This window comes from Pseudomonas sp. SL4(2022), from assembly GCF_026625725.1.
Classification (GTDB): Bacteria; Pseudomonadota; Gammaproteobacteria; order Pseudomonadales; family Pseudomonadaceae; genus Aquipseudomonas.
In genome coordinates, this window is sequence record NZ_CP113060.1 from 3,393,304 (window position 1) to 3,408,923 (window position 15,620).

Genomic DNA, 15,620 nt, shown 5'->3' on the forward strand with positions numbered 1-15,620 from the left:
GCTGAAACAATCTGCCAAGCATTTGGCCGAGTAAGAGAAGGGGCAGAGTGGTGCAGATACAGGGTTATTTCGACCTCAAGTTCGAGGTGCTGAGAGACGCCTTTGCGGCGTTGTTCGAGGAGCCGCAGGAGCGCGGCATGGCGCTCTGCGTGCAAATCGGCGGCGAAACCGTAGTGGATCTGTGGGCCGGGGTTGCCGACAAGGAGGGTCAGCAGGCCTGGCATAGTGACACCATCCTCAATCTGTTTTCCTGTACCAAGACCTTTACAGCTGTGACTGCGCTGCAACTGGTGGGCGAGGGCAAGCTGGAACTGGATGCGCCCGTCGCACGCTACTGGCCCGAGTTTGCCGCAGCCGGCAAGGACAAGATCACCCTGCGTCACTTGCTCAGCCATCAGGCCGGGCTGCCTGCTTTGCGCGAGATGTTGCCGGCCGAAGCCTTGTACGACTGGCAGGCGATGACCACGGCTCTGGCCGCCGAACAGCCTTGGTGGCCATTGGGTGAGGGCCATGGTTATGCGCCGATCACCTATGGCTGGCTGGTGGGTGAGGTGTTGCGCCGGGTCGAAGGGCGCGGGCCTGGCGAGTCCATCGTCGCGCGCACGGTCAAACCACTGGGGCTGGATTTCCATGTCGGCCTGGCGGATGAAGAGTTCGACCGGGTGGCGATTATCTCCCGTGGCAAGGGCAACTTTGGCGACGCCGCCGCTCAGCGTCTGCTCAAAACCATGATGAGCGAACCCGCGGCCATGAGCACGCGGGCCTTTACCAACCCGCCATCGATCATGACCAGTACCAATAAGCCTGAGTGGCGGCGCATGCAGCAGCCGGCGGCGAATGGCCATGGCAATGCCCGTAGTCTGGCCGGTTTCTACAGCGGTCTGCTGGATGGCCAGTTGCTTGAAAGCGAGTTGCTGGCCGAGCTGACCCGTGAACACGCGGTAGGTGAAGACAAGACCCTGCTGACCCGCACCCGCTTCGGTCTGGGCTGCATGCTGGATCAGCCCGAGGTTGCCAACGCCACCTATGGCATGGGCCCGCGCGCCTTTGGTCACCCCGGAGCTGGCGGCTCCATTGGCTTTGCCGACCCTGAGCGGGATGTGGCCTTTGGTTTTGTCACCAACAACCTGGGACCGTTCGTCTTGATGGACCCCCGCGCGCAGAAACTTGCGCGTCTTCTGGCTGATTGTTTGTAGCGGGCTCGGCTAAACTGCGCGCAACCTGGTATGGCCTGAATGGATCAGGCCGTACCCCGTTTTTTTGCCCATCACGATGTGGATTTCCGATGCCTGCCAACAAAATTCTCGCTATTGCCTTGTCTGTGCTAATTACCGGCTGCAGTGCCTTTGATAAAGCCGACAAGCCTGAACCGAAGAAGGCAGTGCCGATGCCGCCCCCGGCAGTGACTCAGGCGTGGCTGGACGTGTATGAACCGAAGGTGCGTGAAGCCATCAAAGGGACTCATTTCGAGTTTGAACGCCGGGAGAATCTGCTGGTGGTTACCGCGCCCGTACAGGGTTCGTTCAATCCGGACCGGCCGCATATGATGCTGCCGACAACCCTGGGGCCGTTGAGCCGCATGGCCAAGTTGCTGGAAAGTGATGAAACCATTGGTGTGCTGATTCTTGGCCACGCCGATAGCAGCGGTGAAGTAAAAGCCAATCGTGAACTGAGTCATCAGCGTGCCCGTGCTTTTACTTCGATCTTTCGTCTCAGTGGTCTCAAGCAAAACCGCTTGATGGTCAAAGGCTTGGGCTCCGACATGCCGCGTGCGGCCAATGACAGCCAGCAAGGGCGTTCACTCAATCGTCGGGTGGAGATTTTGCTGACATCCAAAGACACGCTGAATGCCCTGATTGCCAAGTACAGCCAGCCGGCTCAGGCCACTACCGTGGCGGCAGCCAAGCCGGCCACTGACAAGACCGCCAAAGCAGTGGCTAAAGCTGATAAACCGGCGACCCAGCAGTAGACACTGGCGCAGTGGCGTGTTGCTGTAGATCAAGCCAAACAGAGCGCTCGCAGTTAAGCTAGGCAAACCTTCATCAGAGGATTTGCCGATGACTCAAACCCTGGCTGACATGCGCCGTGATTACACCCGTGACGGCTTGAGCGAAGCGCAGGCCCCGCTGGAGCCCTTTGCGCTGTTCGAGCAATGGTTTGCCGATGCGGTTAAAACCGAGCAATTGCCGGTTGAACCCAATGCCATGACCCTGGCGACTGTCGATGCCCAAGGGCGTCCGCATTGTCGAGTGCTGTTACTCAAAGGTCTGGATGCGCGTGGTTTTACCTTCTTCAGTAACTACGACAGCGCCAAGGGGCAGCACCTGGCGGCCAATCCCTTTGCGGCCATGACTTTCTTCTGGCCCAGCCTGGAGCGTCAGGTTCGTATTGAAGGGCAAGTAGAGAGGGTGACCGCGGCAGAATGCGATGCCTACTTCCAGGTGCGACCCTTGGGGAGTCGTCTAGGTGCCTGGGCATCACCGCAGAGTCAGGTCATTGCTGACCGTGCTGAACTGCAAGGGCTGCTGGCGCAGACTGAACAGCGTTTTCTCGATCGCGCGCCGCATTGTCCGCCGCACTGGGGGGGCTATCGCCTGCTGCCGGAACGCGTCGAGTTTTGGCAAGGCCGTTCCAGTCGCTTGCATGACCGCCTCAATTTCCGTCTGCAGGGCGCGAACTGGCTACGTGAGCGCCTGGCGCCCTGATTGCGCTTCAGTCGCCGGTGTATTGCCTGGCGACTTGCTCCAGCCAGGCAGGCAAGGCATTGCGCTTGACCCCAGCGGCCTGTGCCTCGCTCAGGCAGGCAAGCATGTACTCGCGTTTGGCGGGCGAATCGCCTGCCAGCGACAAAGCCAGATCACGGTCGATCCAGCGTTTTATCCGGACGTACAGCCACCAGTGGAAGTACAGCCCGGCAGCACTGGTAATGACGACAATAAAGTAATCCATACCGCTCCTCATTCAGGCCGTAGCATAGCCAAGTCAATCACTGCACTGTACGTGGCGCAATGTCACGGCATCGCTCTGTAGCGCTGTGTAGCTATAGTCGCAGGACACACAACAAGTGACATATGCGCCCCGCTGGCGTTCTAATGAGAACCTGCCCAATTGGAGAACTGATCATGCGTAAACACCTGCTGCTGGTTGCCTCATTTGCCACTATGGCCACGCTCGCTGGTTGTGCCTCCAGCCTGACCGGAGACACATACTCGCGAGATGAGGCGCGTGCTGTGCAGACTGTGCGTATGGGTACTATCGAGGCATTGCGACCGGTGAAAATTGAAGGCACCAAAACCCCCATCGGTGCTGGTGCAGGTGCCGTGATTGGGGGCGTTGCCGGCAGTGGCGTAGGTGGCGGTCGCGGCAGTGCGGTGGCAGCGGTCGTGGGTGCAGTAGCCGGTGGTTTGCTGGGTGCCATGACCGAAGAGGGGCTGACCCGAACTCAGGGTGTGGAAATCACGATCCGTGAAGATGATGGCAGCATGCGCGCATACGTTCAGGCTGTTGAGGAGAATCAGGTATTTCGTGTTGGGGACCGTGTGCGCATCCTCACTGTGAACGGTACCAGCCGCGTAACGCACTAAGTCGCCCGAAAACCGGATCAGTCGCGAGGCTGATCCGGTTTTTTTATGGCTGTTATTGAGCCTGTCTAGTGGCTTGCCGGGTTCCTGCGAAGTCCGTGCGGATTTTTAGTAATAATTCTATCCATGACGGTTAGGCGATAGTTATGGATAATCGCTACCGCGTTGCATCGCTGCGCATCCGCTATTGGGCAATACTTCTGTGCCGGCTGCGCTGCAGGTAGGTCCTGTGATGGGCAGCCTCTAAGCAGGTTTGGCAGTCAGCAAGCCGGGTGCGTGCACCTGGTTCGTACTAAGGGGTTTTTCTATGACGCTTGCGCTGATCATCGCCTTGCCGTTTCTCGGCATCCTTCTGCCTTTGCTGGCTGAGCGTCTCGGGCGTTCTGCCTGTGCCGTGGCGACTGCAGTCGCGCCCCTGATTGCGCTGATTCTGCTGCTCTCCCAGCAGGCGGCGGTATTTACGGGCGAGCCCCTGGTGGCACGGCTCGACTGGCTGCCGGAGCTGGGCCTGAACCTCAGCCTGCGTCTGGATGGTCTGGGTTTTCTGTTTGCCCTGCTGATTCTCGGTATCGGCCTGCTGGTGATTCTCTACGCGCGTTACTACCTGGCCGACAAGGAGCCGATGGGGCGTTTCTTTGCCTTCCTGCTGCTGTTTATGGGCGCGATGCTCGGCGTGGTGCTCTCGGAAAACCTGTTGTTGATGTTGATGTTCTGGGAACTGACCAGCCTGTCCTCGTTCCTGCTGATCGGTTTCTGGGGGGCGCGTTCGGATGCCCGGCGCGGTGCGCGTATGGCGCTGAGCGTGACCGGCGGTGGTGGTCTGGCGCTGTTGGCCGGTGTGCTGTTGCTGGGTCACATAGCCGGCAGTTTTGAGCTGAGTGAGGTGCTGGCCGCTGGCGAGCTGATTCGTGGCCATGCCCTGTATCCGCTGGCGCTGATCCTGGTGCTGCTGGGTGTGTTCACCAAGTCGGCGCAGTTTCCTTTCCATTTCTGGCTACCGCATGCGATGGCCGCGCCGACGCCGGTATCGGCCTATCTGCACTCGGCGACCATGGTCAAGGCCGGGGTGTTCCTGCTGGCGCGGCTGTACCCGGCGCTGGCCGACTCCGACTGGTGGTTCTACCTGGTCAGCATGACCGGCTTGCTGACGTTGTTATTCGGCGCCGGCATGGCCTTGTTCCAGCATGACCTGAAGGGCTTGCTGGCCTATTCGACGATCAGTCACCTGGGTCTGATCACCTTGTTGTTCGGCCTGGATACCAGCCTGTCGACCGTGGCGGCGGTGTTTCACATCATCAACCACGCCACCTTCAAGGCTTCGCTGTTTATGGCCGCGGGGATCATCGATCACGAGACGGGCAGCCGCGACATGCGCCGCGTCAATGGCATGTGGCAGTACATGCCACACACCGCGTTACTGGCGATGGTGGCGGCCTCGGCCATGGCTGGGGTGCCGCTGCTCAATGGCTTCCTGAGCAAGGAGATGTTTTTCAGTGAAACCCTCAATCAGGGCCTGTTTGGCAGCTTCAACTGGGTAATTCCTGCACTCGCGACCTTGGCCGGGATGTTCTCCGTGGCCTATTCGCTGCGCTTTATCCATGACGTATTTTTTAACGGCAAGCCGATCGACCTGCCAAAGTTTCCGCCTCACGAGCCGCCGCGCTATATGAAGGTGCCGGTGGAGATTCTGGTGTTTCTCTGCCTGCTGGTCGGCATTGTGCCGGCTTATACCGTGGCTCCGTTGCTCGCGGTCAGCGCTTCGGCCGCCTTGGGTGGCGACCTGCCGAGCTACAGCCTGGCCATCTGGCATGGCTTTAACCTGCCGTTGTTGATGAGCTTTATTGCCCTGCTGGGCGGGATTGCGGTCTACACCTGCCGCCAGCCGCTGTTTCGCTGGTACGACCGCTTGCCGAGTCTCGATGCCTTGCAGTTATTCGAGCGGGCGATGCGGGCGCTGCAAGGGTTTGCGCGCAGTATGACCCGGCGCTTGGAAAACGGCTCGCAGCAGCGCTACCTGGCCTGGATGCTGGGAAGTGCCCTGGTGTTGACGGTGCTGGCTTTGAGCCCGCTGCAGCAGGTGCAGGGGCCGCTGGCCCTGACGCCGATTGACGCTGTGACAGCGCTAGGGATGGCCATTTTGTGCCTCACAGCGCTGCTCACTGTGGTGTTTCATCGCCAGCGGCTGATTGCCTTGATGATTCTCGGCGCGGCCGGGCTGATGGTCGCCCTGGGCTTTGCGCGATTTTCCGCGCCGGATCTGGCCCTGACCCAGATATCCGTCGAGGTGGTGACCCTGATCCTGCTGATGTTGGCGCTGTATTTCATGCCGGATCGCACCCCTGTCGAGTCCAGCCGTCTGCGCATACTGCGTGATGTTGGTCTGGCCGGCGGGGTGGGCGTGCTGATCGCGTTGCTTGCCTATGCGGTGATGACGCGGCCGTACCAGAGCATTGCTGCGTTCTTCCTGGAGAACAGCGTGCCGGGTGGCGGCGGTACTAACGTGGTCAACGTCATCCTGGTCGACTTCCGCGGCTTCGATACCCTGGGCGAAATCGGCGTGCTGGCAATTGCTGCCGTCGGCATCTATGCGCTGCTGCATGGGCTGCACCTGCCGCATCCTGAGCGCGATGTGCATGGCCGCCTGTGGTCCACCGACAGCCACCCGATGATCCTCGACAAGCTCTCGCGGGTTCTGTTGCCGCTGGCGCTGCTGATCTCGGCGTTTATCTTCCTGCGCGGCCACAACTTGCCGGGCGGCGGCTTTATCGCCGGGCTGATCACCGCCGTGGCGCTGATTCTGCAATACATCTCCCACGGCGTGACCTGGACGCAAACCCGCCAGCCGCTGAGTTATCACGTGGTGGCCGGTAGCGGCGTGCTGTTGGCCGGGTTGACCGGGCTGGGCAGCTGGTTGTTCGGCTATCCGTTCCTGACCACCACCTTCGGACATTTCCATATCCCGCTGATTGGCGAAATCGAATTGGCCAGCGCCATGCTGTTTGACTTGGGGGTGTACCTGACCGTGGTCGGGGCGACCTTGTTGATCCTTTCCAATCTCGGCCACGTCAGTCAGGACGAATCCAGCCAGGAGGTGCTCTGATGGAGGCGCTATTTGCAATCACCCTCGGCGTTTTGGCCGCCAGCGGTACCTACCTGTTGTTGCGCGCGCGCGTCTATCCGGTGGTGCTGGGGCTGACGCTGCTGTCCTATGCGGTGAACCTGTTTCTGTTGGCCATGGGCCGCCTGGTGACCGGCGGCGCAGCCGTGATCGGCTCAGGCAGCAGCCAGTATGCCGACCCTGTGCCGCAGGCATTGGTGCTTACCGCGATCGTGATCGGTTTTGCCATGACTGCGTTTGTCGTGGTGTTGTCGCTGCGTGGGCTGGGCGAACTGAAAACCGATCATGTTGACGGCGAGGAGCCGCGCCGATGAATCATCTGTTGATCCTGCCGATTCTGTTGCCGATGTTTATCGGGGCCGTGCTGCTGATTGCCCACCGCATGGGTAAGCCGGGCAAGCGTTTGCTGTCACTGCTGGCCACCTGGGCGCTGGTGCCTGTCGCGGTCTGGCTGTTGCTGCTGGCGGGCGATGGTCAGTTGCGGGTGTACGCGCTGGGTAATTGGCAGCCGCCGTTCGGCATCATCCTGCTGCTGGATCGCCTGAGTGCGCTGTTACTGCTGTTGACGGCGCTGCTGGGCGGCTTTGCGTTGCTCTACGCCAGTCGTGGTGATGATGAGCGTGGCCCCAACTTCCACGCCCTGTTCCAGTTTCAGCTGCTCGGTATCAACGGCGCGTTTCTCACCGGCGATCTGTTCAACCTGTTCGTGTTCTTCGAGATTCTGCTGATCTCCTCCTATGCCTTGCTGGTGCATGGCAACGGTGCGGCGCGGGTCAAGGCGGGCATGCATTACGTGGTGCTGAACCTGCTCGGTTCCTCGTTCTTCCTGATCGGCGTGGGCATGCTCTATGGCCTGACCGGCACCCTGAACATGGCCGACCTGGCCGCCAAGGTCGCCGCTGCCGACCCTGAGCAGGCCCCGTTGCTGGCCGCCGCCGGTTATCTGCTGTTGGTGGTCTTCGCGCTCAAGGCGGCCATCCTGCCGCTGTATTTCTGGTTGCCGCGTGCCTATGCCGCCGCCAGTGCGCCAGTTGCCGCGCTGTTTGCGATTATGACCAAGGTCGGCCTGTACGCGATCCTGCGGGTGTTCACCCTGATTTTTGGCAGCGCGGCCGGTGCCTTGGCCAACCTGGCGCATGAGCTGCTCTGGTGGCTGGCGGCCCTGACCATTGTCGCTGGGGTGCTGGGCGCGCTGGCGGCGCGGCAGCTGCAGGTGTTGCTGGCGTACCTGGTGGTGGTGTCGGTCGGCACCTTGCTCGCGGGTATTGCTCTGGGCAGCGCTGAAGGCTTGAGCGCGGCGCTGTATTACCTGCTGCACAGCACGCTGGTGGCCGGTGGCCTGTTCCTCCTGGCGGACCTGATCGTGCGTCAGCGCGGCGAGGCGGGCGGTGAGCTGTTGCAACAGCGCGCGCTGCGCCAGCCTCTGCTGCTGGGCAGTCTGTTCTTTGCCGCGGCTATTTCAGTGGCGGGCTTGCCGCCGTTCTCCGGTTTTCTCGGCAAGGTGATGCTGCTGCGTGCGGTGCCGCTGGACGGCCATGCCCTGCTGCTCTGGCCGCTGCTGCTGGTCGGCGGCTTGGGTCTGCTGATTGCCCTGAGCCGGGCGGGCAGTGCGCTGTTTTGGGCAGGCCAGCAACAGCCAGCGGCAAGCGCCGAGAAGGCTGATCCGCGGCGCCTGTTGGCGGCCTGCGGTCTGCTGCTCGGCAGTTTGCTGCTGGTGGGCGCGGCGCAGCCGATTACCGCGTACCTGCAGGCAACCGCCAATCAGTTGCTGGACCTGCAACCCTACCTGGCGATTATTCGTGGAGGTGAAGCATGAAGCGCTGGCTGCCCCATCCGGGCCTGACCCTGCTGCTGACGTTGATCTGGCTGCTGCTGGTCAACAGTTTCAGCCTGGGCCAGTTGCTACTGGGGGCTTTCCTGGGCTGGGGAATAACTCTGCTGACCCGGCATTTCCTCCTCGACGTGCCCCGCGTGCGCAAGCCGCTAAAGCTGTGCCTGTTTATGCTCAAGGTGTTCTACGACATCGTCGTGGCCAACCTGCATGTCGCCAAGCTGGTGTTGGGGCCGCGCAATCAGCTGAGCCCGGCGTTCGTCGAGGTGCCCATGGCGATCGACAACAACTTCGTTCTCGCCGTGCTGGCCAGCGTCGTCACACTGACTCCGGGCACGGTGTCCGCTGGCCTTAGCGCCGATCACAAGACCCTGTTGCTGCATGGCCTCGATGTGCCGGACGAGCAGGCCCTGATCGACGAAGTGAAGAGCCGTTACGAAGCGCCGCTGCTGGAGATATTCGAATGCTTGCCTACGTAATTCCCCTGTGTTTTTTCCTCCTCGGCAGCGCGGCGCTGCTTAACGTGCTGCGCCTGATTCAGGGGCCGAGCATGCCGGACCGCGTGCTGGCGCTGGACACCCTGTACATCAGCGGCCTGGCCCTGATTGTGCTGTTCGGCATCTGGCTGAACTCGGATGTGTTCTTCGAAACGGCGCTGTTGATTGCCGTTATGGGCTTTGTCAGCACTGTGGCAGTGGGCAAGCATTTGCTGCACGGCGACATCATTGATTGAAGGAATCACCATGCCTTTATGGATCGAAGTACTGGTTTCGCTGTTTCTGGTTGTGGGCAGTCTGTTCACCCTGATCGGGGCTATTGGCCTGTATCGCCTGCCAGATTTTTTCACCCGCCTGCACGGCCCAACCAAGGCCACCACTCTGGGCGTGGGCGGGGTGATTATCGCCTCGATGATTTTCTTCAGCAGCCAGGTACCGGGCCTGAGCCTGCACGAGCTGCTGATTACCCTGTTTCTGTTTATCACTGCGCCGGTCAGCGCGCATATGCTGTCCAAGGCAGCGATGCAGAAGAAGGTCAAGCTCTACGAGCGTACCCGCGGCAAACCCTGGGAGTCCTGAGAACCTTTTTACGATCTGCTGCGCGTCGGCCCTGCTGCGTTAAAAACAGACTTGGAATGCTCATGTACAAAAGTACACTCCGCTTCCTCACCTTTTTTGCCTTGCATGTTCCTGGCTCGCGAGCTCGTAAACAGGTTCTGCTACTTGTTGAGGTACAGCTTTACTCTGCCACTGTGTCTGTTGCCCCAGATGCTGCCTGGTTAGACTGGCGTTTTAAGCGCAGCGGCGGTTGGTATGCAAAGGCAAGGGCAAGGCGTAGCTATCGGTTGCCTGATCGTGGCCATGGCGCTGTGGGGCAGTTCCTTTATTGCGCTGAAACTGGCCTTTGCCGAATTGCCGCCGCTGTGGGTGATCTTCGGCCGTATGGCTTTGGGCAGCCTGGTGTTTCTGCTGGCCTGGCGCTGGCGCGGGCAGATGCACTACCGCACCGGTGATTGGAAGTACCTGCTCGGCCTGGCCGCCTGTGAACCCTGTCTGTATTTCCTCTTTGAAGCCCTGGCGCTGCAGCACACCAGTGCAGCGCAAGCGGGTATGGTCACGGCCTTGCTGCCGCTGTTGGTGGCGGTGGGGGCCTTTGTCTTCCTGCGCGAACGGATCAGCCGCACGATGCTGGCGGGTTTTCTGCTCGCGGTGGTGGGTGCGGTGTGGCTGAGCCTGGCCGGTAGCGCCGACGAGCATGCCAGTAACCCGATTCTTGGCAACTTCTACGAGCTGCTCGCGATGCTTTGCGCCATGGGTTACACCCTGCTGCTCAAGCATCTGTCATCGCGCTACTCGCCCTTTCGGCTGACCGCCATGGTGGCCTTTGTCGGCACTCTGTTTTTTCTGCCACTGGCGCTCGTCACTGAGCCACTGCCCACAAACATCAGCCCGATGGGCCTGGGCGCGGTGGCGTACCTGGGGATTCTGGTCACGGTGGGCGCTTACGGGTTGTACAACTTTGGCGTCAGCCGCTTGCCGGCCAGCCAGGCCTCGGGCTTTACCAACCTGATCCCGGTATTCACCCTGCTGTTCGCCATACTGTTATTGGGCGAAAGCCTGAATGGCATGCAGGTGCTGGCTGCAGTCTTGGTATTTGCTGGCGTGTTGTTGAGTCAATGGCGTGGGGCACGTGTGTTACCAGCCGGTGTTCTGGATTAGGGGGTAAGGTATGAGCGATTCAAGAAGCTGGGCGCGCGAAGCCATTCGCATCATTGCGGCGGATTTTCAGCGCAGCGCCGACACCCACCTGATTCCCTTGGCGTTGCCGGGTTTGCCGGGCGTTGAGCTGTATTTCAAGGACGAATCCAGCCACCCCACCGGCAGCCTCAAACACCGCCTGGCGCGCTCGCTGTTTCTTTATGCGTTGTGTAACGGCTGGCTCAAGCCCGGTGCTCCGGTGATCGAGGCGTCCAGCGGTTCCACGGCGATTTCCGAGGCCTATTTCGCCCGCTTGCTGGGGCTGCGGTTTATCGCGGTGATGCCGGCCAGCACCTCAAAGGAGAAGATCGCGCAGATCGCCTTCTACGGTGGCCAGAGCCATCTGGTGGACGACCCGACGCTGATTTACGCCGAGTCCGAGCGCCTGGCCCGTGAAACGGGTGGGCATTTTATGGACCAATTCACTTACGCCGAGCGTGCCACCGACTGGCGGGCCAACAACAACATCGCCGAGTCGATCTTCCAGCAGCTGCGCAGCGAGCGCTTTCCCGAGCCGAGCTGGCTGGTTTCCAGCCCTGGCACCGGCGGTACGTTGGCGACCCTGGGACGCTATGTGCGCTATCGCTGCCACAGCACCCAAGTGCTGTGCGCCGATGCCGAGCGCTCGGTGTTCTTCGATTATTACCGCACGGGTGATGCCAGCCTGTGTTTGAACCATGGCTCGCGCATTGAAGGCATCGGTCGTCCACGGGTCGAAGCGTCGTTTCTGCCGTCTGTGATTGATGCCATGTGCAAGGTGCCCGATGCCCTGTCATTGGCTGCCATGCACTACCTGGCGCAGCGTTTGGGGCGCAAAGTGGGCGGCTCCAGCGGCACCAACCTGATTGGCGCACTGCTGGTGGCGCAACGCATGGTCGCGGCGGGGGAGTCCGGTTCGGTGGTGGCGATTCTCTGCGACGGCGGCGAACGCTATGCCGACACCTACTACAACCAACCTGGCTCAGCGCTCAAGGTTTCGAGCTGACTGAGCTAATCGAAGCCGTGGCCGACTGCACCGAGCGTGGCACCCCATTGCCCATCGATCTGCCCAGCGCAGGGCTCTAACGCAAAAAGGTGCGCCGCTCTGTGGGAGGTGCTTTAGCGGCGAGCAGTTGCCAGCCCATTCGCGGCTAAAGCCCCTCCTACAAAGCTGGAGTGACTGAACCGCCGTAACCCGGATGCAATCTGGGCTACGGACTGCGCCGTTTTGTGAGCGGCGCTTCAGCGGCGATCAAGTTTGGCATCAGCCGTGGGTCAAGCTTCTGCAATCCCCAGCATGTCGCGAATCACCGCCTCGGCCACGCGAATGCCATCCACCCCGGCGGAGAGAATGCCGCCGGCGTAACCCGCGCCTTCGCCAGCCGGATACAAACCGCGCACGTTAAGGCTCTGCATATCCGCGCCACGGGTGATGCGCAGCGGCGAGGAGGTGCGGGTTTCGATGCCAGTCAGCACCGCGTCATGCAGGTCAAAGCCTTTGATCTGCTTGCCGAAGGCCGGTAGCGCTTCGCGGATTGCCTCGATGGCAAAGTCCGGCAGCGCCAGAGCCAGGTCACCGAGCTTGATTCCGGGTTTGTACGAAGGCTCTACGCTGCCCAGTTCGGTAGAGGGCTTGCCGGCAATAAAGTCGCCAACCAGCTGTCCCGGTGCTTCGTAGCTGCTGCCGCCGAGCAGATAGGCCTGCGACTCCAAACGCTCCTGCAATTCAACACCGGCCAGTGGGCCGCCTGGGTAATCCTGCTCTGGAGTGATGCCAACGACGATGCCGGCGTTGGCATTGCGCTCATTGCGCGAGTACTGGCTCATGCCGTTGGTCACCACGCGATTCGGCTCCGAGGTGGCCGCGACTACGGTGCCGCCAGGGCACATGCAGAAGCTGTACACCGAGCGGCCGTTTTTGGCGTGGTGCACCAATTTGTAATCGGCTGCGCCCAATTTCGGGTGGCCGGCGTATTTGCCCAGGCGGGCGCGGTCGATCAGGCCTTGCGGGTGCTCGATACGGAAGCCCACCGAGAACGGTTTGGCTTCCATAAAGACCTCGCGCTTGTGCAGCATGCGGAAGGTGTCACGCGAGCTGTGGCCCAGGGCCAGGATCACCTGGCGGCTGAGGATCTGCTCGCCACTGTCGAGCACCACGCCCTTGAGCTGACCGTCTTCAATCAGTACATCACTGACGCGTTGCTGGAAGCGCACTTCGCCGCCCAGCGCCTTGATTTCTTCGCGCATGGTGGCGACCACGCCGGTGAGGCGGAAGGTGCCGATATGTGGCTTGCTGACGTAGAGAATTTCCTCTGGTGCGCCGGCTTTGACGAACTCCTGCAGCACCTTGCGCCCGTAATGTTTGGGGTCTTTGATCTGGCTGTACAGCTTGCCGTCGGAGAAGGTGCCGGCACCGCCTTCGCCGAATTGCACGTTGGACTCGGGGTTAAGCACGTTCTTGCGCCACAGGCCCCAGGTGTCTTTGGTGCGCTGGCGCACTTCGGTGCCGCGTTCCAGCACGATGGGCTTGAGTCCGGCCTGGGCGAGAATCAGCGCGGCGAAAATCCCGCACGGGCCGAAACCGACTACCAGTGGACGCTCTGCGAGGTTCTCGGGCGCCATGCCAACTGGCTTGTAAGCGGTATCCGGGGTGACGCTGATATGCCGGTCATCGCTGAACGTGGCCAGCAGCGCCGCTTCATCGCGCAGCTCGCAGTCGAGGGTGTAGATAAAGTGCATTTCAGTGGATTTCTTGCGCGCATCGTAGCTGCGCTTGAACAAGGTGAAGTCGAGCAGCTCGCTGTCGGCAATCCCCAGGCGCTGGACGATGGCCGGGCGCAGGGCCTCGTCGGGATGATCGAGGGGCAGCTTGAGTTCGGTGATACGAAGCATGAGGGACGATCCACTTTCAGGGCCGGAGGCAACCCGGCAGCTTTTAAAAGGCGGCGATTATACGCCTGATCGGTGGTTAAAGGCCGCCACCGATCTCGGGCAGCGGCTTGGCATGCTGAGGGTTAGCGTGCTTCAGGTTTAACCCAGGCCAGCATCACATCGAGCATGCGGTTGGCGAAGGCCCATTCGTTGTCATACCAGGCCAAGACCTTGACCAGATCGCCCTGTACGCGGGTGTGGCTGAGGTCGACCACGCAGGACACCGGGTAACCATTGAAGTCGCTGGACACCAGTGCCAGCTCGTTGCACTCCATGACTCCAGGCGGTAACTGCAAGGCACCGGCTTGTAGCGCGACGTTGATCGCTTCACGGCTGGTCGGGCGTTCGCTGGTAAACGTCAGGTCGACCAGCGAGACGTTGGGGGTCGGTACGCGTATCGACAGGCCATCCAGGCGGCCAGCCAGCTCCGGCATGACCAGGCCGATGGCCTTGGCCGCGCCGGTGCTGGTGGGGATCATCGACAGGGCGGCGGCGCGGGCGCGATAGAGGTCGCTGTGGGTCTTGTCCAGCAGGTTCTGGTCATTGGTGTAGGAATGGATGGTGTTCACCAGCCCCTGACGAATGCCCACGGCCTCGTGCAGCACCTTGGCCATCGGCGCCAGGCAGTTGGTGGTGCAGGAGGCGTTGGACACGATCTGCTGATCCCCCAGCAGTTGGTGATTAACGCCGTAGACCACAGTCAGGTCAGCGCTGTCCAGCGGGTGTGAAAGCAGCACACGTGGGCTACCGGCGCTGATGTGCTGTTCGACCTGTTCGCGCTTCTTCAACTTGCCAGTGCATTCGAGCACCAGATCCACTGCTTGCTCACGCCAGGGTAAGTGTGTCACTTCGCGCTCGCGCAGCAGCTGGATCGGATGACCGTCTACCCGCAAGGTGTCGCCGTCCAGGCTGATCTGCCCAGGAAAGCGGCCGAACGTGGAGTCGAAGCGGGTGAGGTGGGCGAGGGTGCTTTGCTCACCCAGGTCATTGATGGCGGTGAGGTGGATCTGCTGCTGCAGTTTGCGCTCGAACAACGCGCGCACCAGGCAACGACCGATACGTCCATATCCATTGATGGCAATGCGCAGCATAGTGATCTTCCTTTGGCTGACTTCCCTCTCAGCTTAGGTCAATTGCCTGTCAGGTAACTGATCTATCTCAGCTCACTGCGCATTGATGTGGTGTGGTTAGTCGTTACGTGCGCCGCCCAGGTAGCCGCAGCCGCGCAGGATTTGACCGTTGAGGCGCAACTCGGCACTCAGGTGCTGGATGGCGCCACTCATGCTGTCGACACAGCGTTGTTTGGCTACCCAGAGTTCAAGGCGCTGGCCATTGGCCTCGCTGCTCAGGTTCAGCCGGCCTTCCGGCAGTTGTTCTTCCAGATAGGGCAGCGCCTGAGGCTCTTGTCCCGGGCGGTGCAGGACCAGTCCCTGGTTACTCACCGCAATGCTCCAGTCCGGTTCATGGCCGCTGGCACGCAGCAGGGTGCGGGCAAAGTTGATGTCCTTACAGCCATGCCCTTCGGCCTGCAAGCGATACACCTGGCTGGGGAGAAATTTGCCGTCGACATCTTTCTGGGAGCTGGCCTGCAACTGCCCACGCATATCGACATACAAGCTGCTAGGGCCGTTAGCCAGAAGGCCGACCGCATCGCGGCTCAATCCACTTGCTCCGGCATCCTCAACCACAAACTGGCGCTGCTCCTGGCAGGGGCGAAAGCGCAGTTGTCCGGCGTTCAGGCTCAGCTCACCCTGCAGACGGCTCTGTGTGGGCGCGGTTTCAGTGGGTTTGTCGGTAAACACCTGGCAACTGGCGAGTAGTGGCAGCAAGGCAAGGCAGAACGGACGGCTGAAACGCATCGTGACACTCCTGAAAAGTGCGCTCACGTTACCTAGGCACCTGAATGATCACAAGGGGAATGGAGG

General features: G+C 61.1%; 15 protein-coding genes and 1 pseudogene. 12 read left to right on the forward strand and 4 right to left on the reverse strand.

The genetic code is table 11. The features are described from left to right. The first annotated feature begins 50 nt into the window (after nt 1-50). The 3 genes from OU997_RS16025 to pdxH all read left to right on the forward strand — a co-directional run bounded on the left by OU997_RS16025 (nt 51) and on the right by pdxH (nt 2,705). A complete protein-coding gene (locus tag OU997_RS16025) occupies nt 51-1,196 on the forward strand; it encodes a serine hydrolase domain-containing protein (protein WP_108488089.1) in 1,146 nt (381 codons plus the stop codon). Nucleotides 1,197-1,285: 89 nt separating this feature from the next. Further along, nucleotides 1,286-1,969, forward strand: a complete 684-nt coding sequence (locus tag OU997_RS16030; RefSeq protein WP_108488062.1) for an OmpA family protein — start codon at nt 1,286-1,288, stop codon at nt 1,967-1,969. 88 nt (nt 1,970-2,057) lie between these two features. Further along, a complete protein-coding gene (gene pdxH, locus OU997_RS16035; RefSeq protein WP_267807505.1) occupies nt 2,058-2,705 on the forward strand; it encodes a pyridoxamine 5'-phosphate oxidase in 648 nt (215 codons plus the stop codon). Between the two features lie 7 nt (nt 2,706-2,712). Here pdxH and OU997_RS16040 read toward each other — a convergent pair whose 3' ends face one another. Further along, on the reverse strand, nt 2,713-2,949 hold the full coding sequence (locus OU997_RS16040; RefSeq protein WP_108488060.1) for a hypothetical protein: 237 nt from the start codon (nt 2,947-2,949) through the stop codon (nt 2,713-2,715). A 173-nt stretch (nt 2,950-3,122) separates the two neighbouring features. On the opposite strand from OU997_RS16040, the gene OU997_RS16045 reads away from it, so the two are divergent. From OU997_RS16045 to OU997_RS16085, 9 genes and pseudogenes are all read left to right on the forward strand, one after another. Then, nucleotides 3,123-3,584, forward strand: a complete 462-nt coding sequence (locus tag OU997_RS16045) for a glycine zipper domain-containing protein (RefSeq protein WP_108488059.1) — start codon at nt 3,123-3,125, stop codon at nt 3,582-3,584. A gap of 304 nt (nt 3,585-3,888) precedes the next feature. Then, on the forward strand, nt 3,889-6,681 hold the full coding sequence (locus tag OU997_RS16050; protein ID WP_267807506.1) for a monovalent cation/H+ antiporter subunit A: 2,793 nt from the start codon (nt 3,889-3,891) through the stop codon (nt 6,679-6,681). Further along, nucleotides 6,681-7,013, forward strand: coding sequence for a Na+/H+ antiporter subunit C (locus tag OU997_RS16055; RefSeq protein ID WP_108488057.1), 333 nt, complete (start codon nt 6,681-6,683; stop codon nt 7,011-7,013). The genes OU997_RS16050 and OU997_RS16055 overlap by 1 nt, the downstream gene beginning before the upstream one ends. Beyond that, nucleotides 7,010-8,515: a monovalent cation/H+ antiporter subunit D gene (locus tag OU997_RS16060; protein WP_108488056.1), complete on the forward strand. Its 1,506-nt coding sequence runs from the start codon at nt 7,010-7,012 to the stop codon at nt 8,513-8,515. The genes OU997_RS16055 and OU997_RS16060 overlap by 4 nt, the downstream gene beginning before the upstream one ends. Continuing rightward, a complete protein-coding gene (locus tag OU997_RS16065) occupies nt 8,512-9,009 on the forward strand; it encodes a Na+/H+ antiporter subunit E (protein ID WP_108488055.1) in 498 nt (165 codons plus the stop codon). The genes OU997_RS16060 and OU997_RS16065 overlap by 4 nt, the downstream gene beginning before the upstream one ends. Further along, the gene (locus tag OU997_RS16070) at nt 8,994-9,263 is read left to right on the forward strand and encodes a K+/H+ antiporter subunit F (RefSeq protein ID WP_108488054.1); all 270 of its coding nucleotides are present in this window, start codon (nt 8,994-8,996) and stop codon (nt 9,261-9,263) included. The genes OU997_RS16065 and OU997_RS16070 overlap by 16 nt, the downstream gene beginning before the upstream one ends. A gap of 10 nt (nt 9,264-9,273) precedes the next feature. Next, nucleotides 9,274-9,606: a Na+/H+ antiporter subunit G gene (locus OU997_RS16075; protein ID WP_267807509.1), complete on the forward strand. Its 333-nt coding sequence runs from the start codon at nt 9,274-9,276 to the stop codon at nt 9,604-9,606. Between the two features lie 234 nt (nt 9,607-9,840). Further along, on the forward strand, nt 9,841-10,746 hold the full coding sequence (locus tag OU997_RS16080) for a DMT family transporter (protein ID WP_267807511.1): 906 nt from the start codon (nt 9,841-9,843) through the stop codon (nt 10,744-10,746). 10 nt (nt 10,747-10,756) lie between these two features. Continuing rightward, nucleotides 10,757-11,850, forward strand: a pseudogene (locus OU997_RS16085) (PLP-dependent cysteine synthase family protein). Nucleotides 11,851-12,039: 189 nt separating this feature from the next. On the opposite strand, the gene OU997_RS16090 reads toward OU997_RS16085, so the two are convergent. The 3 genes from OU997_RS16090 to OU997_RS16100 all read right to left on the reverse strand — a co-directional run bounded on the left by OU997_RS16090 (nt 12,040) and on the right by OU997_RS16100 (nt 15,554). Then, the gene (locus OU997_RS16090) at nt 12,040-13,656 is read right to left on the reverse strand and encodes an NAD(P)/FAD-dependent oxidoreductase (RefSeq protein WP_267807513.1); all 1,617 of its coding nucleotides are present in this window, start codon (nt 13,654-13,656) and stop codon (nt 12,040-12,042) included. A 122-nt stretch (nt 13,657-13,778) separates the two neighbouring features. After that, nucleotides 13,779-14,786 carry a type I glyceraldehyde-3-phosphate dehydrogenase gene (gene gap / locus OU997_RS16095; RefSeq protein WP_108488049.1) on the reverse strand — a complete coding sequence of 336 codons (1,008 nt, stop codon included), beginning with the start codon at nt 14,784-14,786 and terminating at the stop codon, nt 13,779-13,781. Between the two features lie 96 nt (nt 14,787-14,882). Beyond that, on the reverse strand, nt 14,883-15,554 hold the full coding sequence (locus OU997_RS16100; RefSeq protein WP_267807514.1) for a COG3650 family protein: 672 nt from the start codon (nt 15,552-15,554) through the stop codon (nt 14,883-14,885). Nucleotides 15,555-15,620: the final 66 nt, after the last annotated feature.